The sequence below is a fragment of the Nocardia sp. NPDC051787 genome (assembly GCF_040681325.1).
Lineage (GTDB): Bacteria > Actinomycetota > Actinomycetes > Mycobacteriales > Mycobacteriaceae > Nocardia.
In genome coordinates, this window is sequence record NZ_JBFAYO010000032.1 from 1 (window position 1) to 21,520 (window position 21,520).

Genomic DNA, 21,520 nt, shown 5'->3' on the forward strand with positions numbered 1-21,520 from the left:
CGCCGCGATCTGGCACAACCACACCACCGGACAACCGATCACCCGATCCTTGATCGCCTATGACCACTGACAGGCGTTCGGACTTACTCGTCTAGAACCGGAGTTCGTGCCGCCGGTATTGCGCCGATACCGCCGCAGCATCGCCAGGGCCACGATTACGCACGCGACCAGGAGGACAACGCCTACGATCATGGATCCGCCTCCTTCCCGCCGGGGTGGCCGGGGCCGCGCTCGGCGCAGTGAGTTGATCGTGCCTCGTCACGACAGTCCGCGGTAGCGGCATCCGTACTGTGCCGCATGGACCAACGGCCCTGGCAGGAGAAAGAAATTCGACCCTGGTGATGCCAGAATCCGGGCTGGCGGACGCATGGAGCGGCCGGGGTGACTGCCGTGGGCCGAATGTCATGACGGATGGTGACACGTCGCACTGGCAACGGGGGCGCGGATGACGGAGAGTGCAGGTGGATGAAGCCCAGTCCCTGGAGAAGACCTGCCGGGTGGCCGGGAGCGATCTCGACCCCGGGCGGCGACCCGTCATCGGGAAGCCGGTTCGGGTCGTGTGCCGACGAGGAGATGAACGGTTATGGAGTGCGAACTGTGCCGGATGATGCACATGCTCATGATGCGGCTGCACGAGTGGGGCATCCTGCCGCCGATGACGATGGGAATGTGACCCGGACTGGGCATGTCCTGCGCGGCGCCTCGGGCTGGGGACGGGTGCGCACCTGACGGCAAGGGACCTATGTCCTCACGACGGAGAGTCACCCGGCCCTGCCCCCGGGCCGGGGCCCGGAGCAGAGTAGTCGGTGTCAGCCGTCGACGAGCCGGGAGGAAACGAGGAGGCGATGAACGGCCGACCCCGAGACTGGATGGCAGTGCGTGCGAACCGGCTCGCCACACCCGCCGAGGACGTGACCGAGAGGTTGCGCGATGCGATCGCCGACCACCACGAGATCACCGGATCGGATATCGACGCCGTCGCGGCCGCCGCGCGCCGTCCTGTTGCGGCGGTGGCCGGAACCGCGTCGTTCTATGCCGACCTCGCTTCGAGACACCAGGTCCGGGCGTGTGACGGCACCGGGTGCTTCGTGGCCCGCGGCGGCGCGACTTCTGCGGCGGGCGGCGCTGCCCAGCACGTGTACTGCCTCGGATTCTGTTATGCCGCACCGGCGATGCTCGTCGACGATGCCCCGCTGACCGGTCCGGACCGGACGCCGGCGCCGCCGATTCCGTATGCCTGCGTGGCGCCGGAACCGGTGATTCTGGCCCGGCTGTGCGGGCAGGAGCGGGCGTGGGAAACATGGTCGGCGGTGCTGTCGCAGCGAAGGTGGGGCGCTATCGCAGAGGAGGTCGCGCGGTCGGGCTTGCGCGGCCGGGGCGGTGCCGAATACCCGGTGGCCGCCAAATGGCGCGCCGCCCGCAACAACCCGGCACCGCGCTATGTCGTCGCAAATGGCGACGAGGGCGATCCGGGATCTTACTGCGACCGGTTGCTGATGGAATACGACCCGCACCGGGTGCTGGAAGGACTCGCGCTGTGCGGGTACGCGGTCGGCGCCCGGCACGGTCTGGTGCTGGTGCGCTCGGAGTATCCGGCTGCTGCGGCGGCGCTGCGGGAGGCGGTCGAACAAGCCGGAACCGCAGGCCATCTCGGGGGGAACATTTACGGCTGCGGGATCGATTTCGACATCGTGGTGCATGACGGCGCCGGTTCATACGTCGCGGGGGAGGAGACGGCGCTGCTGCGTTCGTTACAAGGGCTGCGCGGTTCGGCGCAGGCGCGACCCCCGTATCCGACCGAGTACGGCTATGCGGGACGCCCCACCGCGGTGCAGAACGTCGAAACACTTTCCGCCATCCCGTGGATCGTGCGACACGGCGGCGACGCATACGCGCGGTTCGGCCGGGAAACCGAGACCGGGACCAAGCTCGTGTGCCTCAACGAGGAGTTCACCACGCCCGGGGTGTACGAGGTGGAATTCGGAACGCCACTGCGCCGCATCGTGGAAGAGCTCGGTGGTGGCCTGCGCGGCGGGCGGCGCCTGCGCGCGATCCAGATCGGCGGCCCGCTCGGCGGCTTCCTCGGCCCGCACGATCTCGACGTCGGCCTCGCCACGGCCGATCTCGCCGCATGCGGAGTGAGCCTCGGGCACGGCAGTGTGGTCGCGATCCCCGAGCAGGTGCGGGCGGTGGATCTGCTGCGGCACCTGTGGACGTTCGCGGCCCGTGAAAGCTGCGGCGCCTGCGCGCCGTGCCGGGTGGGCACGCGGCGCGGCCTCGAACTGGTCGGCAACATCGACCCTGCACTGAGTGCGGCCGACGAGACTTACGGGCGCCTGCTCGACATCATGAAGACCGCCAGCATGTGCGCGTTCGGATCGGGCGTGGCCGCCGCGGTGCGCAGCCTGCTGCGCGTGTATGCCGAACCACCCTCGGGCAGGTCGTGATGGCGCGGGTGCAGGTTTCCGGTCGTCAGGTCCAAATCGCTGATACCGCCACGATTCTGGACGCAGTCCTGGCCGCGGGCGGCGATGTGCCGACGCTGTGCCACGACGAGCGGCTGACCCCGCGCGGATCCTGCCGGGTGTGCCTGGTCCGCGCCGATAACTCGGTGGTGGCCGCGTGCACGACACCCGTTCGCGACGGCATGACCGTCTACCCGGACGACGCCCAGGCGCGGTCGGCCGCGCGCGGCGCGCTCGAGTTGATCGTCTCCGAACTCCCGCCGCGGGCACTCGACATTCCGGCGCAGCGCAGCGAACTGGTGCGGGTGTGCGAGCGGCTGGACGTGCGCGGTGGCGAATTCTCCGGTGCCGTGCACGAGCGCGGCATCGATGACTCCCATCCATACCTCACCCTGGACCGCGACCTGTGCATCGCCTGCGGGCGGTGTGTGGCGATGTGCGCCGAGGTGCAGGGCACCTTCGCGCTGGAACTGTCCGGTCGGGGCTTCGACACCGTCGTCACAGCAGGCAACGGCGGCCCGTGGGTGGAGTCTCCGTGTGTGTCATGTGGTGGCTGCGTCGACTCTTGCCCCACCGGCGCTCTGTTCGAAAGCCGCTGCGGCGACCGCGAATTCACCGAAACAACAACGACCACGTGCGGATACTGCGGAGTCGGCTGCGCACTGGACGTGCACACCGACGCGGCGGGGATCGTCTCGGTCACCCCCACCCACGGCGCACCGGTGAACCGCGGACATGCGTGCGTGAAGGGACGATTCGCGCACGGTTTCGTCTCCTCCGGTGACCGGCTCACCCGGCCGCTGATCCGCTCGGCGGGCCGCGGCACGCCGCTGCGCGAGGCGAGTTGGGCCGAGGCGCTGGCACTGACTGCCCGTGAATTGACCCGCATCCGCGACGCCCACGGCGGTACGGCCATCGGGATGATCTGCTCGGCCCGCGCCACCAACGAGGAGAACTACCTCGCGCAGAAGGTCGCCCGAACTGTGCTGGGCACCAACAACATCGACAACTGCTCGCGGCTGTGCCATGCGCCGACCGCCGCCGGGCTGACCGCCTCGTTCGGCTACGCGGGCGGCACCAACTCCCTCGACGATCTGGACCGCGCCGACTGCATCCTGGTCGCCGGAGCCAACCCGACCGAGGCCCACCCTGTAGTCGGCTCACGCATCGTGCACCAGGTAAACGCCGGGGCAGCCTTGATCGTGATCGATCCGCGCCGCACCGAGCTCGCGGAGATGGCCGATGTCCACCTGCGCGGCACACCGGGGTCGAATGTGGCGGTGTTCAATGGTCTGGCGCGGGTGCTGCTCGACGACGGCTTCGTCGATCGCGCCTACCTCGAGACTCGCACCGGCGGGCTCGCCGAACTCCTCGAAGTACTGCGCGACTATGCGCCTGACCAGGTCGCCGCCCTCGCGGGCATTCCAGCGGAATCCCTGATCGAGGCTGCGCGGCTGCTCGGGCGCGCCGAACGACCGGTGATCGTGTACGGGCTGGGCATCACCGAACACGCCCACGGCACCGACGGGGTGCGCACACTGGCGAACCTCGCGCTGCTGCGCGGCGCGGTCGGCACTCCTGGATGCTGTGGGGTGCTGCCGCTGCGCGGGCAGAACAATGTGCAGGGTGCCTCCGACATGGGCGCGCTGCCCGACGTGCTTCCCGGCTATCAGAAGGTCACCGATCCCGAGGTGCGGCAGCGGTTCGCGGCGGTGTGGGGCGGCGCCCCGGTGCCGCCGCGTCCAGGTTTGCGCATCCCCGCGATGTTCGGCGCCGCGCTCGACGGAGACCTGCGGGCGCTGTATGTGATCGGCGAGGACCTCGTCACGTCCGACCCGGACGCCAACCACGTCCGTGCCGCGCTGGCCGCCTGCGATTTCGTCGTCAGCCAGGACGTCTTTCTCTCCCGCACCGCGGAACTGGCCGATGTGGTGCTGCCCGCCGCCGCTTTCCTGGAAAAGGACGGCACATTCGTCAATTTCGAGCGCCGGTTCCAGCGGGTCCGCCCGGCGCTCGCACCGCCTGGCGAGGTTCGAACGGATTTCGCGATCCTGCACGGGCTCGCCGACGCGATGGGTGCGGATCTCGGCTGCCCGGCACCTGCCGATGCCATGGCCGAATGCGCTGCGCTGACCCCGGTTTTCGGTGGAATCAGCCACCCGCGATTGGATGCCACAGGACCGCTGCAATGGCCCTGTCCGTCCAGCGATCACCCAGGAACACCGGTACTGTATCTGGAGGGCTTCGCGACGCCGGATGGCCGGGCCCAGCTTGCCGCGCGTCCCTATTTGCCGCCGGGGGAGCAACCGGACACCGAGTACCCGTTCGTCTTGGTGACCGGCCGCAGGCTGATGCACTACAACACCGGATCGATGACCCGGCGCACCGCGAACATGGATCTGCTCGGCGCGGAAACCCTCGATCTGGCACCGAGCGATGCCGCTGCCCTGGACGTCGCCGCAGGCGACAGGGTGGAGATCCGCAGCCGCCGCGGCCGGATGATCCTCACAGCGCGCCCCACCGACGAGGTGGCGCCCGGCCAGGTGTTCACCGCGTTCCACTTCCCGCAAGCGCCGACCAACGAACTGACCTCGAGCCGCACCGACGAGGTCACCGACTGCCCCGAGTACAAGGTGACCGCGGTGGCGCTGCGGCCGGTCCCGCGGTGACCGCCGCGCTGGGCCGCGATCATGTCACGACGAGTGCGGTCACGCCCAGATATACGAGGATCGACAGCAGACGGTGATCCCTTTGACTTGCGCCGACCATGCCTGTCGGAAGATGTCGAGCACGTCCTCGACGTGCGCGTCCGCGGGGAGGTTGACGGTTTTCGCGACGGCGGCGTCGGTGTGCCGTTGCGCGGCGGCCTGGATGCGAACGTGCCAGGAAGGCGGGACCTCCTGGGCGGTGACGAATCGGCGCCGTAGTTCCTCGGGGAGTTCGGTGCAGCCGGAACAGTTCCGGACGAGGTGATTTCGGCTGCCAGGGCGGGGGACCAGGCTCCGCTGCCAACGGCGAGTTCCCGGAAGAGCGGATCGAGGTGGTGGAAGTCGCGCCCGAGTATGTGGCGGGTGTAGGCCAGGCCAGGGCATACAGTGGCTCGATTCCCGCGGACGTGTCGGCGATCAGCGCGATGGTGCCGGTCGGCGCGATCGAGGTGACCTGCGCGGTGCGGATCGGCGGTCCGTTCCCGTCCGCCCATACACTGTGCCAGAACAGCGGGAACACACCGCGCTCCGCGGCAAGCCATTCCGAGGCCGCGTGCCCCCACCGGGCGATGTGTGCCGTCACATGCTCGGTGAAACGCACCGCTTGCTCGCTGTCATACGGGATGCCCAGGGCCGCAAGAGTTTCTGCGAGGCCCATGACGCCGAGCCCAAGCTCGCGGGTGGCTCGCGCGGCGTCGGCCAGTTCGGGCAGGGGGTATCGCGCGACATCGATCACGTCATCGAGGAAGCGCACCGCCGCCCGCACGACATCGGCCAGACGGTTCTCGTCGAGATGGTCACCGGACAGGAAACGCGACAGGTTCACCGAGCCGAGGTTGCAGGACTCGTAGGCTGCCAAGGGGACCTCGCCGCACGGGTTCGTGGCCTCCATCCGACCATGGTCAGGTAGCGGATTCGCCCGGTTGACCGCGTCGAGGAACAGCAGCCCGGGTTCGCCGTTACGCCAGGCTTGCTCCGCGATCCGCTCCAGCAGGACGCGAGCCGGGATCGGTCGCACGGTCCGGCCGGTGCGCGGGTTGATCAGCGCGTGGGGCCGGTCCGAGGCGGCCGCCCGCATGAATTCGTCGGTCACCGCCACCGACAGGTTGAACGTCGCCAGCGGGCCCGGCTCGGCTTTGGCCGAGACGAAATCCTCGATGTCGGGATGACGGGCGTCGAGTACCGCCATGTTCGCGCCGCGGCGGCGCCCGCCGAGCCGGATCACCTGTGATGCGGCGTCGTACAGTTCGATGAACGAGACCGGGCCACTGGCGACGCCGCCACTGGAGGCGACGGCATCACCACGCGGACGCAGGCGGGAGAAGGAGAAGCCGGTGCCCGCTCCGGCCTTGTGCAGCAGCGCGGTGGTGCGCAGCGTCTGGAAGATCGACTCCAAGGAATCCTCGATCGGCAGGACGAAGCAACCCGACAGCACCCCCAGCGGAGTACCGGCATTCATCAGCGTGGGGGAGTTGGGCAGGAACTCCCGATTCCGCATGATCGCCGAGAAGCGTTCCGCCCACCGAGCCGAACTGCCAGGACGATACGTCTCCTCGGCGGCGGCGACATGCTCGGCCACCCGATCGAACATCTGCCCCGGAGTCTCGCAAACGACACCCCGTGCGTCTCGGCGCAAGTAGCGTTCGGCCAGCACAGCCAGCGCGACCGGTGACAAATTCACGTCATCGATGACAGCCTCGGTCGGCTCCGACGGCTCATGCACGGCACACCACCTCCTCGGCATGCGATCTGCTGACAGCATCGCGCACGACCGAGGCCGTTCGCTCGTTCCGACCGGCACCTCGCTTGGTGACCTTCGGCCCCTGTACGGCGGCCACCCTGGCCGGGCAGCGACGGAGAGGACTTTGGTCACCTTCCCGCGGACAACTGCCGGAATACCGGAGTACCGCGTGCCCTATCCGCCGTCCCGGAATACCCGTGAAATCGACAGTGTCGAAGCATCCGTTCCCGAGGAGGAACCATGAGTCTGCTTCCCATTCACCGGACGCCCGGTGCTCTGCTACCCGATCTGGCCGACCTGTGGAACTCGTTCGTACCCGGGGCGATGCCAGTGTTCGGCACCGACGTGATCCGTGTGGAGGACGCCGTCGAAGACAGCCATTACGTGGTCCGCGCCGCGATCCCGGGCCTCGAGAAGATCGCGATCACCAGCGGCGAATAGGACCGGTTGACACCCCACCCCGCGGTAGCGACGACGTGGCTGCCAGACGCGCTACCCGGGGTAGGCGGTACGGAAGGTTGGTTCGAGGAGGTTTCCGGTGGGTCCGATCGTGACCTTGACTATGAACCCCGCGGTCGATCTCGCGGCTCGGGTGGCGAAGGTCGTGCCGGTCGACAAGATGCGCTGTGCGACACCACGATTCGATCCCGGTGGGGGTGGGATCAACGTGGCGCGCACGGTGGCCGCGCTCGGCCTCGAGGTGACGGCGGTGTTCCCCTCGGGTGGGTACAGCGGCAAGCTGCTCGAGCAGTTGGTGCGCGATGCCGGCGTGCCGGTGCGGCCCGTGCCGGTGGCCGAATCCACCCGGGAGAGTCTTTCGGTGACCGAGGAGGCGACCGGCAAGCAGTATCGGTTCGTCTTTCCCGGATCGCGGCTGACCGATCCGGAACAGCATCGCTGTCTGGCCGCGGTGGAGCGAGCGGTGAGCGGCGCGCGCTACCTCGTCGCCAGTGGAAGCTTGCCGCCGGGTGCGTCGGCGGACTTCTATCAGGTCCTCATAGATCTCGTCGTCGACCTGGGTGTCCGCGTCGTGCTGGACACGTCGGGCGCGGCACTGCGTGCAGTACGCGGCGGCGCGTATCTGATCAAGCCCAGCGTGCGGGAACTCGGCGACTATATCGGCCGTCCGCTGCGCGACACCGCCGAACAGCTGTCGGCGGCCCGTGGACTGATCACCTCCGGATTGACCGAGATCGTGCTTCTGTCGCTCGGTGCATCCGGAGCGATGGTCGTGACCAGGGACTCGCACGAGTGGTTCCCGTCGATCCCGGCGCGGGTGCGCAGCGGGATCGGCGCCGGGGACGCGATGGTCGGCGGCACCACCGCCGGGCTGGCCAAGGGGTACTCGCTGGACGCCGCGGTGCGGCTGGGCATCGCGGCGGCGACCGCGGCTCTCGCTACGGCGGGCACCGCCCCGGGACGGCCTGGCCACATTACGGAACTGTACGAAGAACTCATGCGGACCGGTACCTCCGGCGGCGGTGCGGGCGCAGTCGCAGACCCGCGGCTGTCGTGACGGGTCTGTCGCGCGCTTACGACCTGGCCTGATAGGTGCCGTTGGCCGCCTTCCACCCATGGGCACTGTTCGAGCCGCGGCCGACTGTCGTGCGATATCTGGGATGGGGAGACCGTCCTCGGCGTCGGCGGTCTTCGAGCAGGCGAGGACGTTCGGCCCCACGGCCTGAGCCGATGTCCTCCTCCGCTCGAGTCCAGGGAGCCGCAGGCTGATATCACGCCGCCTGGACGGGGGCTGGTGAACGGAGGAGACTGTGCTGGGAATCGAAGAAATCCGGTTGGCAGACCACATACGGCGGTGCTTCAATCGCCGGGCGGTCGTCGGTGCCGCCGTCGGTGTCGTGCGTAATGGGCGGATGGAGTTCGCTGGGCACGGCTCGGCGAATATCGCCATGAACCGGCCGGTCACCGAGGACACGCTCTTTCGAATCGCCTCGATCACGAAGACATTCACGGCGATCGCGGTGATGCAGCTGTGGGAGCGCGGGCGGATCGTTCTGGATGCGCCGGTGGGCGAGTATCTGCGGGCCTACCGCCTGGTCCCGGCCGATTCGCGGTTCGGTCCGGTCACGGTGCGCCATCTGCTGACCCATACCTCGGGCATCGGAGAGACGGCCCATCCACTGCGGGTGTTCGGACCCGATTTCGGCGAGAGCGTCGCCCCGAGCGCCGCGGTCCCGCCGTTGAGCGAGTATTACCGGCACGGTTTGCGCGTTCAAGCCGAACCGGGCACCCGGTGGACCTACACCAACCACGGTTTCGCCACCCTCGGCCAGGTCGTCGCCGACGTCACAGGTATGCCCTTCGGCGACTATCTGCGCGATCACCTCTTCCTGCCGCTCAGAATGAACGACACCAGTCTCGATCCGCCCGGTTCGGCGCCGATGCGCCGGGCCATCGGGTACCGACTGCGGTCGCACGGGCCGAAAGAGGTCACGCACCGCGAGATGATCACCGCCGGTGCGGCTTCGGCCTACTCCACCGCGCGCGACATGGGCCGGTACCTGACCGCGCTGCTGAGCGGTGGCCGCAACGAACACGGATCGGTCCTCGAATCCGACACGCTGGCAATGATGTACGCGCCGCAGTACCAACCCGACCCGCGGGTGCCGGGCATGGGCCTGGGCTTCTTCCGCGGCGTCGCAGCGGAGCATCGGGTGATCGAGCATCAGGGCATCCTGCCGGGATTCAACTCCCAGATGTGGCTGGCGCCGGACGACGGGCTGGGCCTCATGGTCTTCGTCACCGGCGGCCATCAGGCCATGCTGTGGCTCCCTGCCGAGACCTCCGGCCTGCTGCACGAGCTGCTCGGTGTCGCGGAACCGGCGATTCGCGACGACATCCCGCACCGTCCAGAGATCTGGCCGGAGATCTGCGGCTATTACTCACTGCCGGGGTCGCTCAGCGATGTCCGCGCCCGATCGGTGGTGGGCGCGGGGGTCGACGTGCGGATCAGCGGTGGCCGCCCGGTACTGCGGGTGCTGACCCCGATTCCCGCCCTGCTGCACGGGCTGCCGCTGCGCCCGGACGACCCGGACGACCCACTTGCCTTCCGCATCGATCTGGCCCGGTGGGGCCTCGGCACCGGCAGGATTCTCTTCTCCCGCGCGTCCCGCACCGGGACGATGCGCATGCACTTGGACCTGCATCCGCTGACCCTGTGGAAGTCTGAACACCCATGGACGCTTCTGGCCGGAAGGATGTCCCGATGAGCGAGTCCGCGATTTCCATCGCCGGTTTGACGAAATCCTTCGGCGCTACCAGGGCGCTCGACGGCCTGGATCTGACCGTGCACACCGGTGAGATACACGGGTTTCTGGGCCCGAACGGGTCAGGTAAGACGACGACGATCCGGGTCCTGCTGGGACTGCTGCGCGCAGACTCCGGCACGGTGCGGATGCTCGGCGGCGATCCGTGGTCGGACGCGGTCGCCTTGCATGCCCGGTTGGCGTATGTGCCCGGTGAGGTCCTGCTCTGGCCCGGGATCACCGGCGGTGAGGTCATCGACTTGATGGGACGGCTGCGGGGCGACATCAACCGGCGGCGCCGGGACGAACTGCTGGAGAGATTCGATCTCGACCCGCGCCAGAAGGCACGCGCCTATTCGAAGGGCAATCGGCAGAAAGTCGCGCTCGTCGCCGCGCTGGCCTCGGAGGCGGAGTTGCTGCTGCTCGACGAGCCGACCGTCGGCCTGGACCCGCTGAAGGAGGCCGAATTCCAGCGTTGCATCGCGGAGACCAGCAACGAGGGCCGGACCGTCCTGTTGTCCAGCCACATCCTGGCCGAGGTGGAGGCGCTGTGCGACCGGGTGAGCATCATTCGGCACGGACGGACCGTGGAAAGCGGCACGCTGTCGCAGCTGCGGCATCTGACACGGACCACGATCACCGTCGAAACGATCCGGCCGCCGACGGCTCTGGACGCGATGCCGGGCGTGCACGATCTGGTAAGGAACGGCACGCGGGCCAGGTTCGACGCCGAGACCGCCGAACTCGACAACGTTCTGCGCATGCTGGCCGATCTCGGCGTGCGCAGCCTCACCAGCACACCACCCACCTTGGAAGACATCTTCCTGCGCCATTACGGCCCCGATCCCGTCCCCGCGGGCGAGGAGGAATCATGAGCGCCAGGTCGACAATGCGTGAGGTCGTCCCGGGAGCGGGCACGCTGCTGCGGTTCGCGTTGCGGCGCGAGCGATTCACGCTGCCGTTCTGGCTGCTGGGGACCGCCGCGTTGCTGGCGTTCCAATCCCTCGGCAGCCAGCGCTTCTACGACACACCACAGAAACTCGCGCAGATCCGCGAGACCATGAGCGCCAGCGCGGCAGCCATCGCCATGGGCGGGCCCACCCAGCTGCTGGACACCATCGGCGGCGAGATCGTGTTCGAGATCTTCGCCTATCTCGCGGTCGTGGTCGCGCTGATGAACATGTTCCTGGTCGGACGGCACACCCGCTCGGACGAGGAAACCGGCCGCGCCGAACTGCTGCGTTCGGCGCGGGTGGGACGCCGGGCTCCCGCCGTCGCGGCGTTGGCTCTGGCCGGGCTCGCCGATGCCGCAATCGTGCTGGTGATCTTCGCCGCCGCGGTCGGCACCGGACTCCCGGTCGGCGGTTCCCTGCTGCTCGGAGTCGTCACCGGGGGAGTCGGTGTCACCTTCGCCGCGGTCACCGCGGTCGCCGCGCAGGTGTTCGAGAACCCGCGCAGCGTCTACGGTGCCGTCGGCTTGGCCCTCGCGGCCGCGTACGTGGCACGCGCCATCGGCGACGTCGGCAATGGCGTCGCGTCCTGGGCGTCACCCATCGGATGGGGGCAGCGCAGCTACCCGTATGTTGGCGACCGCTGGTGGACCGTGCTGCTGTTCGCCGTCGCGACCCTCGCGCTCACCGCGATCGCGTTCGCCCTGCTCGAACGGCGGGACTTCGGCGCCGGACTGCTCCCGTACGGGACCGGACGCGCGACCGCGTCCTGGGCGCTGAGCTCCCCGCTGGGTCTGGCCTGGCGGCTGCAACGCGGCTCGCTGTTCGGGTGGGCGGTCGGTGTTTTCGCCCTCGGCGCGGCGTATGGCTCGTTTGCCGACAGTATCGAGGACTTTCTCGCCGACAACCCGGAGATCGCCGCCTACCTGCCCGGCGGCGTGGCCGACGCGGTGGATTCGTACCTGGCACTCACGGTCTCGATCGTCGCGCTACTCGCCTCCGCATACGGAGTCACCAGCGTCCTGCGCGCCCGCGGGGAAGAGACCGCAGGCCGAGCCGAACCGGTCCTGGCCGCACCCGTCAGCCGCAACTCCTGGCTCGCGAGCCACCTCGCCATCGCGCTGTGCGGCGGCGCGTTCGTGCTGGCCGTCGGAGGTTTCGGCATCGGGCTGGCCTACGGGCTGACTATCGCCGATGCCGTCCAACCACTACGCATGACCGCGGTCTCGCTCGCCTACCTACCGGCTGTCTGGCTCCTCGTCGCGGTCGCGGCGATCGGAATGGGCTGGCTGCCCAGGGCGGCCGTCCCACTCGCTTGGGCCGCCTTCGCCTACTGTGCCGTCGCCGTGCTGTTCGCGACCGCCTTCGATCTGCCCGACTGGTTCGACGATGCGTCCCCGTTCACGCACACTCCGAAGGCGCCGCTCGAAGCCGTGGCGGCCGCACCCATCCTCGTGATCGTCGCGATAGCTGTGGCCGGTATGGCGTTCGGTTTCGCCGGATTCCGCAGGCGTGACGCCGGATACTGAGCAACCCGGCCGCTGGGGCGAAGGCCCCGCCGCCGGTCCCGGCACCGCACGACCGATCGGATCAGTGGGATCCGACGACTGTGAAGATGTCCGTGAGCGGTCGACGGGGAGTGGGCGGGATCATCTCGCTGTCCTCGGGCGCAGTCCCGACCCGGATCACCACTTGCGGCGTGCCCGCGCGGGAAATCAGGTTCGCGAGCAGTTTCCGGCCGGTCGGGAGTTCGGTGATATGGGTCAGCGCACAAGTCGCCAGCCCGGCCGCGGTGCATTCCAGCAGCACCGCTGACAGTGCCTCGCCGGTACGCAACCACTGCATCACCGAGTCGCCGTCGGTGCTGAGCACCACCAGCCGCGCCTGGTCCTCGATGTGGTCGCGTCGCATCGAATGTGGGGCGGATGGGAAGGCGCGCCCGATGCCGACGCGCGCGAATTCCGCGTCGGATACCAGCGCGGATGGCGGCACACCCTCAGGTGTATCCGGATGTCCTGCCCACCAATCCATTTCGGTCTGATAGAACATATCGTCGCGGCGCAGGGCTTCGGTCTGCTGCGATGCGGCGGCGAGGCGCGGACGGGCGCTCTCGTCGAGCACGTCGAGTTCGACCCCGTGCGGTGAGCTGAGCATGCGCATCCCGGGCAAGATCCCGTCGAACCCCCGCGGGGCGACCATCGGTAGCCGGTCGGTGCGCCGATGGTCGATGGCGAGCGCACGAGTGTGGACTCCATCGGGCGGGTCCGGCCACGGCCGGAACAGGATCGTAGCCAGTTGATCGGGTTGTTGCGAAACAGGCAAGCGAACCGTATCGGTGTGCCACCCCCGGTCGGCGAACGCGGTCCGCGCATGGTGCAGCATGGCGCCGCAGCTGATCACCAACTGGCGGCCGCGTGGGTCGGTCGAGGTCAGCACCCGATCGGCGTCGGTGTATAGATGCAGGCGAGTGCCGTCCAGTACCCAGCGCCACGGCTGAGTGTTGTGCACCGACGGCGCACGAGCGGCAAGCCGTAGCGCCGCCAGTATCGTCGGACGATCCGGTACCGGAACGGCAGGCGCGTCGTCGCTAGCGGTCATATTTCGAGTCTTCTCGGCAAGGGGACCGGCGGATACGGGCCTTCCGCCCGGGGAACAGTGCCCTTGGTCCCCCGCATATCCGGCGTTCCCGTACGCTCGGCGCGCCGCTTGATGCCCCGCAGCATCTTCCGTTCCATCAGTAGACTGCCCGGTTCGATCACCAGAACGTTGACCAAACGTGTGAGCGGCAGCGCACCTGTCAGGGCGATGCGATTGCGACTCACCACCCGGGTGGCTTTCCCCATCAGGTAGAGGCCGAAGGCCCATACCCATCGGCCGCCGTCGGAGGCGAATACCAGGGCACGTGCGGGCTCGAGGACCGCCACCCGCATGCGCAGGCCGGACTTGCCGAGCGGAAAGGCGTCGCCGACCGCGAGGTTGTGGAACTGCGGCAAGATCTCCTCGGCGCTGTGCATCTCGAGGCCGAGCAGATTCTCGATCCAGTCGTAGGTGTAAGCGCCGCCGCGGCCGGGACCCAGCTGAACCAGCCACGGCCAGATCGCGTCCGCCCCCGTCCCGATCGTGATCGCCCGAGTCGCGACGGTGTCGGCGTCGACCAACAGCTCGTCACCGGGCATGACCCTGGCGATCTCCTCCGCCGAGGCACCCCAGATCAGACACTCGGTGCGCCGCAAGCGTCGATAGCCCACGGCCAATCCGACGAGAACCGAAGCGGTGGCTGCGGCAAGTGTTGTAGTTCTCATGCGTCCCGCTGCCATCCGAGTCATTTCGGTTGTCCGGCAGATTCGGACATGTCGAGGATCTCGCCGAGCGGCAGGCGGGGCGTCGCCGGACCGTCCCCTTCGCGTTCGGGCGCGATGCCGACCCGGATCAGAACCTGCGGCAAGCCGGAGTGCGCGGTCAGCTCCCGGACGACGGCGCGGCTGCGCGGTACCTCGGTCAGATGAGTCAGCGGGCACGTGGCGAACCCGGCGAGGGTGCATTCGAGCAGGACGGTGGACACCACCTCACCGCAGGGCACCAGGTCCTCCGCGGCGTCGCTGTCGCACGACAGCACCAGGATCACCGAGTGGTCTGCGGTGACCTCGCTGCGTCGCGGTGTGCCGGTGGTAGTGGGGAACTGGCGGCCCACGGAGACCCGCTGCCGTTCCTCCGGAGAAATCAGGGCTTCCCCGGGGACACCGGCACTGGCGATGGTGTGGCCGGTCCACCACTGCAATTCGGCGTGGTATCCGGAGTCGTAGCGACGCAGGGACGCGGTCAACTCCGAGGCGCGGGCGAGCGCGGGCCGGCTGTCGTCGTGCAAGACGTCCAGCGTGGCGTGGGCCGGATCGAAGATGGTCCGCAGGACGGATTCGAAATCCGACCAGCTGGTGGGCGCGGCGAACGGCAGTCGGTCGGTATGCCTGCGCAGTATGGCGTCGGCGCGGGCGCGGTCGCCATCGGTCACGATCTCGGCTGGTTGGAACCTGATGGTGGCGAGGTGATCGCGCCGGTGTGGGTTGGGAAAGCGGGCTACGAAGATGCGCCAGCCAGCGGCGGCCATGGCCACCCGGAAATGGCCCAGAGCGATGCCACAGCTGAGCAGCATCTGCCGACCGGCGGTATCCGTCGCAGGCAGCATGCGTTCGGGCACGGCGAACAGACGTAGCGCTTGGCCGTCGAACGTCCAGTGCCAGGGCTGGCTGTTGTGCAGCGACGGCGCCCGGCCGGCGAGCAGTACGGCCTTCTCGATGGTTTCAGCGGTGGGCAGCTCGGTCATATCGTCGACGGTAGGCGCCGCAAGCAGGTGGCGGAGGAGTCGTTGGTCCCAGGTCTCGTGGCTGGTAGCCCCGCACGTCGGGCGGCTGTTGCGGACCTTTTCCCCTGGACGGGACGAATCGACGCATTCACTCTGGAGGTGTGGGAAACGGTGCAGCAGCGGCGCCGCGGATCGATGCGCGCCGCCACGACACGGTGATCTTCGATATGGATGGCGTCGTGACCGACAGCGCGTCGATTCACGCCGCGGCCTGGGCCGACCTGTTCGACGTCTTCCTCACGCAACGTCCTGCAAGTGCCGGACAAGACCGTTCACCGTTCACCGAAGCCGACTACCTGCGTTACGTGGATGGCAAACCGCGCTATCGAGGCGTCGCGGACTTCCTCGCCGCGCGAGGCATCGCGCTGCCCTGGGGGAAATCCTCCGATCCGGAGACGGCGGAGACCGTGTGCGGGCTCGGCAACCGCAAGGATCGCCTGTTTCGGGACCGGATCTCCCGCGACGGCGTGCCTGTGTTCGAATCGACCGTCACGCTCGTTCGGCGACTGCACGCCGCGGGGATAGCCACCGGTGTGTTCTCCGCCAGCCGCAACTGCGCGCAAGTGCTCGCGGCCGCCGGAATCGCCGACCTGTTCGCGGTTCGGGTAGATGGCATCCTCGCCGAGGAACTGGACCTCCCGGGCAAACCCGACCCGGCGATGCTGCTCGAAGCCACGCGCCGGCTGGGCGCCGACCCCGGCCGCACAGTTGTGGTCGAGGACGCCGAGGCAGGGGTGGCGGCCGGGCGGCGCGGCGGGTTCGCGCTGATCATCGGTGTCGACCGTGGTGCGCACGCGGACAGGTTGCTGGCGCGGGGCGCCGATGCCGTTGTCGATGATCTCCAACGGGTGCGATTGCGCGGGGGCTTCCGGCGGATGTCCGAGGTCCCGGACGCGGTCGAATGCTGGCCGCGCGTGGTGGATCTCCTCGGCACCGAGAAGGCCGCCGTCCTGCTGGATTTCGATGGCACCTCGGCCGAGATCGTCGCCGATCCGGACGCCGCGAAGCCGGTCGACGGAATGCCGGCGGTGCTGCGGAAGCTGGCCGCGGAATGCCCCGTCGCGGTCGTCAGCGGACGCGATTTACGCGATCTGCGTAAGCGCGTCGGCGTCAGCGGGATCTGGTATGCGGGCAGCCACGGCTTCGAGCTGATGGGCCCCGACGGCACATGCCATGTCCACGACGCCGCGCCGGGCGCCGAACAGGCGCTGGCCGAGGCCGCCACCGAGCTTCGGCGACAGTTGCATGACATCGCCGGAGTTCTGGTCGAACACAAACGATTCGCGGTCGCCGTCCATCACCGCAACGTGGCGGCCGAGAACGTCGCAGCGGTGGTCGCCGCGGCGCACGAAGCCGGGCATGCGGCCGGGCTGCGCGTCACCCATGGTCGGCGGGTCGTCGAATTGCGCCCTGATGTGGACTGGGACAAGGGCACTGCCCTGAGCTGGATCCTCGAGCACGTCACCGCGCCCGTGCTGCCGATCTACCTGGGCGATGACCTGACCGACGAGGACGCCTTCGACGCCGTCGCATCCAATGGACTGCCCATCGTGGTGCGCCACGGCGAGACCGGCGACCGGTACACGGCCGCGCGATTCGCGGTGGCCGGGCCGCGCCAGGTGCGCGACTTCCTCGGGCGGCTGGCGGAGCTCCTGCAGACCGAAAAGGTTGCGAACCCTCCGGAATCGTGGACGCTCACGTTCGATGGCTACGACCCGCCGCAGGAAAAGCTCCGCGAGGCGCTCAGCACGGTGGGTAACGGCTACTTCGCCACCCGCGGCGCGGCGCCGGAATGCGGTGCCGGTGTGGTCCACTACCCGGGCACCTACATCGCCGGGGTGTACAACCGGCTCCGCGACCAGATCGCCGGGCGGCGCGTCGATAACGAGAGCCTCGTGAATCTGCCGAATTGGCTGCCGGTGACCTTCCAGATCGATGGCGGCGACTGGTTCGACATCGATACCGCTGATCTACTGTCGTATCGGCAGCAATTGGATCTGCGCCGCGCCGAACTCGTGCGGCTGTTCCGTTTTCGCGATACCGCGGGGCGGATCACCACGGTGACTCAACGCCGGCTCGTGGCGATGCACCGTCCCCATGTCGGCGCGCTTGCGACGACCATCACCGCCGAGAACTGGTCGGGGAACCTGCGGATCCGCTCGTCCGTCGACGGCTCCGTGCGCAATCGGCTGGTCGAGCGCTATCGGGACCTATCGGAGAAGCATCTGACGGCAGTGCGTGCCGAGCAATTATCCGGTGATTCGGTCCTGCTCGTGGTGCGTACCAGCGAATCGGGAATTACGGTCGCGGTGGCGACCCGCAGCACCCTTCGGCGAGGCGGAGTATCCATCGGCGCGACAGGGGAACTGGTCCATCGAGACGCAGTCATCGGACACGACTTCTCCCTCGATATCGCCGAGCGGGACCCGGTGACGGTGGAGAAGATCGTCACCGTCTTCACCGGACGCGACCATGCGATAGCAGGGCCCGATGAAGAAGCGGTCCGCTGGCTCGACGCGACCGGGGATTACGCGGACCTGTTCGAAGGGCACGTTGTTGCCTGGAAGCATCTGTGGGCACGGCTGCGGATCGACCTCGACAGCAGGGAACACGCGGTGCGGATCATGCGTCTACATCTGCTGCACCTGACCCAGACCTTGTCGCCGAACACCACGGAACTCGATGTGGGCGTGCCGGCACGCGGACTGCACGGCGAGGCGTATCGCGGTCATGTGTTCTGGGACGAATTGTTCGTCTTCCCCGTGCTCAATCCGCGCTTCCCAGCTCTGACCCGATCGCTGTTGCGCTACCGCTACCGCCGCCTTCCCGAGGCCCGTCAGGCAGCCGCCGAAGCTGGACTGGCCGGGGCGATGTTCCCATGGCAGTCCGGCAGCGACGGCCGCGAGGAGAGCCAGCGGCTGCATCTGAATCCCCTATCGGGGCACTGGAATCCGGATCCCAGCGGGCGCGCGCATCACATCGGACTGGCGATCGCCTATAACGTGTGGCAGTACTATCAGGCGACCGGCGACATGGAATTCCTCGTCGAGAACGGCGCCGAGTTGCTGGTAGAGATCGCGCGATTCTGGTCGAGCCTGGCCGGCTACGACATCGAGCGCGCCCGTTACACCATCCGTGGCGTGATCGGCCCCGACGAGTTCCATACCGGCTATCCGCAGGCGCCGGAAGCGGGCATCGACAACAACGCCTACACCAACGTCATGGTGGTCTGGGTGCTCCTGCGGACGCTGGACGCCCTCGCTCTCCTCTCGCCGCGCGCACGGTCGGAATTGCTGGAAGCCCTGTCCGTGCGCCCGCCGGAGCTCCAGCGCTGGCGGGATGTCGCTCGCCGCATGCATGTGCCGTTCCACGACGGGGTCATCAGCCAATTCGACGGCTACGACCAACTGGCCGAATTGGATTGGGATCGCTATCGGCAGCGCCATGGCAATATTCAGCGGCTGGACCGGATACTCGAGGCCGAGGGCGACAACGTCAACCGCTACCGCGCGGCCAAACAAGCCGACGTGCTGATGCTGTTCTATCTGCTGTCGGCCGACGAACTCCGAGAACTGCTCCGGCATCTCGGGTATGAGCTGCCCGGCGAGATGATCCTGCGCACCATCGACTACTACCTGGCCCGCACCTCCCACGGTTCGACACTCAGCGCGCTGGTGCACGCATGGGTCCTGGCCCGCGCCAACCGTGACCGCGCCATCGAATACTTCGACCTCGTGCTCGAGTCCGACATCGCCGACATCCAGGGCGGCACCACCGCGGAGGGAATACACCTCGGCGCCATGGCCGGCAGCCTCGACCTGCTACAACGGTGCTTCACCGGCATGGAGATCCGCCACGACCGCCTGATCTTCTGCCCGTACTGGCCGAAATCGCTGGGGGCGTTGACATTTCCGATCATCTACCGCGGCCATCGGCTGACCGTCCACATCAGCGGGGACGCCGTCGAAGTCAGCTCGGACGCCGGGCCCGCCCCGCCGATCGAGATCACCTGCCGAGAACAGATCGCACAGCTGGCGGCGGGGGACACGATTCGGTTGGTGAACTCGGCGCCCTCGGCTTGACCGGGCGGAACGGGCAGGGTGATGTCAGCTTGTCGGCCTGGCGATGATCACCGGCACGTGTGCCCCGTGCAGTACCGCCTGGCTGACCGAACCGAGGGTCATCCCGGGGAAACCGCCACGCCCGTGACTACCGACCACGATCAGCAGCACCCAGGTTGCTGGCTTGGGTTTCGGGGGTGAGCTCGGTGATGACCGCGCAGAGGGTTTTGATCTGGTCGAGCTGTTCGCGTTCGCGGTCCTCGAGTTCGCGGATCCGATCGCGCGCCAGCCAGTTGTTGTTGTAGGGCAATGGCATTCGCGAAGGCAGGTACCGAACCGGTTTTGGCTTGGAATTCGGCGACAAGATCGGAATGCTGCTCGTAGAGCCTTTGTCGAGACAGCGCCGCCTGGGAGTGCACCAGAGCCGGAGATGATCAGACACTCCCCTGAACAGCGGTGTCCCATCGAGGCATATCGTCCTCTGATGCCAGTCGGGTCGGTCTGGGGCCGAAGGGCGAGCCGGATTTCCTGCCGGATGCCGGATGGTCGGCCCTCGTCGACGGCGCCCGCACGGGGTGAGCTCGGTGCGCGCGAGGTGTTCGCCCCACGCGCGGGCGCCGTCGACGAGGAAGTCCATCGGCTCGTCGGTAAGTGTGTAGCCCAAGCTCCGCAACCATTTCCCGGCGCCACGGCCCGCGGAGCCCGGCAGCCAGGACGGTTTCGCGGCTTTCGTGCCGAACGCTGCGGCGCGGCTGCCCTCGGGAACCGGCCCGAACTCGCTTCCGCAGGGGAGTTGTTCGGCGTCGGCATCGCGGGACCTATACGCGGCTCATTCGCTCGTATGGCCTTTCGGCCTCACTGTTGGTGACGATCAGCCGCGTTGGCGACTGGCGTGCGGTTCATACCGTGGAAATCAGTGCCGCGGTGGCGCGGAACAATCACACAAGTTCGGGAGGCCTCCATGACAGAGCGGTTCGACAATCCGCATCAACTCGCCGCAGCGAAGGTCGTTGTGGGTGTGGATGGTTCGGAGGGATCGTGGACTGCCGTGCAGTGGGCGGCAGATTTCGCAGCCGAGCGCGGACGCGAACTCGAGATCGTGCACGGCATGGAACTGATCGGGACCAGCTGGGTGCTGGGCGGCTACGAGGTGCTGGTCCCGGCGGTCGTGGACGCCGTCCGCGAGCACAGCAAGTATGTGGTCGCCCGGGCCGAGAAGCTGGCCCACTCGGTTCGGCCGGAACAGCGGGTCACCAGCCGAGTGTCCACGGACACGGGTAGGCAGTTGCTGATCGACCACAGCGCCGAGGCCTACGCGGTCGTGCTGGGTGCGACCGGGAACACCGGGACCGTCGCCCATCTGGGCTCGACGCTGCTGGCGGTCACGGCGCATGCCCAAGGCACGGTGGTGGTCGTGCGGACGGATCCTGACGCGGACGACACCATCCACCGCTCGGGTCCGGTGGTCGTCGGTGTGGACGGCAGCCCGGTCGGTGAAGCGGCCATCGCGGCGGCTTTCGCCGAGGCGGCCGCACGGGATGCCGAACTCGTCGCCGTGCATGTCTGGAGCGACCGGGATTTCGGCCGATTCGCCGGGCGGGTCAGCCTGCCCGAGGCCGAACTCGACAACGCCGAACAGGCGATTCTTGCCGAGCGTCTGGCGGGCTGGCAGGAGAAATACCCGGACGTGCGCGTCTCCCGGCAGATCGAGGTGTCGGCACCGGCCCCGCACCTGCTGTCCTGGTCGAAGTCTGCTCAGCTGCTGGTCGTGGGCAGCCGCGGGCGCGGTGGTTTCGCGGGATTGCTGCTCGGTTCGACAGCCAACACCCTGGTCCAGCACGCGTCGTGCCCGGTCATGGTCGTCCACCCGCACGCCGAACAGCACGGCGCGTAGCAAAGGGAACGGCGTCACTGACCTGGCCCGGTTCGAGCCGGTGTCATCCCCCTCCCGGCTTTCGACGACAGAGCGCGG

At 68.2% G+C, this 21,520-nt stretch carries 13 protein-coding genes and 2 pseudogenes; 9 read left to right on the forward strand and 6 right to left on the reverse strand.

All coding sequences use genetic code 11. From position 1 onward, the window contains the following. The first annotated feature begins 845 nt into the window (after positions 1 to 845). Both AB0M45_RS27505 and fdhF read left to right on the forward strand, forming a co-directional pair. Positions 846 to 2,447, forward strand: coding sequence for an NADH-ubiquinone oxidoreductase-F iron-sulfur binding region domain-containing protein (locus tag AB0M45_RS27505; protein ID WP_364335158.1), 1,602 nt, complete (start codon positions 846 to 848; stop codon positions 2,445 to 2,447). Further along, on the forward strand, positions 2,447 to 5,134 hold the full coding sequence (gene fdhF, locus AB0M45_RS27510) for a formate dehydrogenase subunit alpha (protein ID WP_364335160.1): 2,688 nt from the start codon (positions 2,447 to 2,449) through the stop codon (positions 5,132 to 5,134). Before AB0M45_RS27505 ends, fdhF begins: the two co-directional genes overlap by 1 nt. 69 nt (positions 5,135 to 5,203) lie before the next feature. Here fdhF and AB0M45_RS27515 read toward each other — a convergent pair. After that, positions 5,204 to 6,917 (reverse strand): annotated as a pseudogene (locus tag AB0M45_RS27515) (adenosylcobalamin-dependent ribonucleoside-diphosphate reductase); the annotation flags it as partial. A 237-nt stretch (positions 6,918 to 7,154) separates the two neighbouring features. Between AB0M45_RS27515 and AB0M45_RS27520 the strand changes: the two are divergent. The 5 genes from AB0M45_RS27520 to AB0M45_RS27540 all read left to right on the forward strand — a co-directional run bounded on the left by AB0M45_RS27520 (position 7,155) and on the right by AB0M45_RS27540 (position 12,656). Beyond that, positions 7,155 to 7,355: a hypothetical protein gene (locus AB0M45_RS27520; protein ID WP_364335162.1), complete on the forward strand. Its 201-nt coding sequence runs from the start codon at positions 7,155 to 7,157 to the stop codon at positions 7,353 to 7,355. Between the two features lie 97 nt (positions 7,356 to 7,452). Continuing rightward, entirely contained in the window at positions 7,453 to 8,430 is a 978-nt protein-coding gene (locus AB0M45_RS27525; protein ID WP_364335164.1) for a 1-phosphofructokinase family hexose kinase, read from the forward strand. 253 nt (positions 8,431 to 8,683) lie between these two features. Beyond that, complete coding sequence (locus AB0M45_RS27530; RefSeq protein WP_364335166.1) at positions 8,684 to 10,141, forward strand: serine hydrolase domain-containing protein; 1,458 nt, start codon at positions 8,684 to 8,686, stop codon at positions 10,139 to 10,141. Then, the gene (locus tag AB0M45_RS27535; protein WP_364335168.1) at positions 10,138 to 11,052 is read left to right on the forward strand and encodes an ABC transporter ATP-binding protein; all 915 of its coding nucleotides are present in this window, start codon (positions 10,138 to 10,140) and stop codon (positions 11,050 to 11,052) included. Before AB0M45_RS27530 ends, AB0M45_RS27535 begins: the two co-directional genes overlap by 4 nt. After that, positions 11,049 to 12,656, forward strand: coding sequence for an ABC transporter permease (locus tag AB0M45_RS27540; RefSeq protein ID WP_364335170.1), 1,608 nt, complete (start codon positions 11,049 to 11,051; stop codon positions 12,654 to 12,656). Before AB0M45_RS27535 ends, AB0M45_RS27540 begins: the two co-directional genes overlap by 4 nt. Before the next feature lie 61 nt (positions 12,657 to 12,717). Here AB0M45_RS27540 and AB0M45_RS27545 read toward each other — a convergent pair whose 3' ends face one another. From AB0M45_RS27545 to AB0M45_RS27555, 3 genes are read right to left on the reverse strand one after another with little or no spacing between them, the layout of a single operon-like run. Continuing rightward, on the reverse strand, positions 12,718 to 13,725 hold the full coding sequence (locus AB0M45_RS27545) for a hypothetical protein (protein ID WP_364335172.1): 1,008 nt from the start codon (positions 13,723 to 13,725) through the stop codon (positions 12,718 to 12,720). Continuing rightward, the gene (locus AB0M45_RS27550; protein WP_364335174.1) at positions 13,722 to 14,429 is read right to left on the reverse strand and encodes an SRPBCC family protein; all 708 of its coding nucleotides are present in this window, start codon (positions 14,427 to 14,429) and stop codon (positions 13,722 to 13,724) included. Before AB0M45_RS27550 ends, AB0M45_RS27545 begins: the two co-directional genes overlap by 4 nt. Positions 14,430 to 14,449: 20 nt before the next feature. Continuing rightward, a complete protein-coding gene (locus AB0M45_RS27555; RefSeq protein ID WP_364335176.1) occupies positions 14,450 to 15,448 on the reverse strand; it encodes an NAD(P)H nitroreductase in 999 nt (332 codons plus the stop codon). Between the two features lie 140 nt (positions 15,449 to 15,588). Between AB0M45_RS27555 and otsB the strand changes: the two genes are divergently transcribed. Then, positions 15,589 to 19,569 carry a trehalose-phosphatase gene (gene otsB / locus AB0M45_RS27560; protein WP_364335178.1) on the forward strand — a complete coding sequence of 1,327 codons (3,981 nt, stop codon included), beginning with the start codon at positions 15,589 to 15,591 and terminating at the stop codon, positions 19,567 to 19,569. Positions 19,570 to 19,593: 24 nt separating this feature from the next. Here the strand turns inward: otsB and AB0M45_RS27565 are convergent. Beyond that, positions 19,594 to 19,713, reverse strand: a pseudogene (locus AB0M45_RS27565) (universal stress protein); the annotation flags it as partial. After that, a complete protein-coding gene (locus AB0M45_RS27570; protein ID WP_364335180.1) occupies positions 19,697 to 19,864 on the reverse strand; it encodes a hypothetical protein in 168 nt (55 codons plus the stop codon). The pseudogene AB0M45_RS27565 and the gene AB0M45_RS27570, both read right to left, overlap by 17 nt. A gap of 645 nt (positions 19,865 to 20,509) precedes the next feature. Between AB0M45_RS27570 and AB0M45_RS27575 the strand changes: the two genes are divergently transcribed. Next, on the forward strand, positions 20,510 to 21,442 hold the full coding sequence (locus AB0M45_RS27575) for a universal stress protein (protein WP_364335182.1): 933 nt from the start codon (positions 20,510 to 20,512) through the stop codon (positions 21,440 to 21,442). Positions 21,443 to 21,520 lie beyond the last annotated feature (78 nt).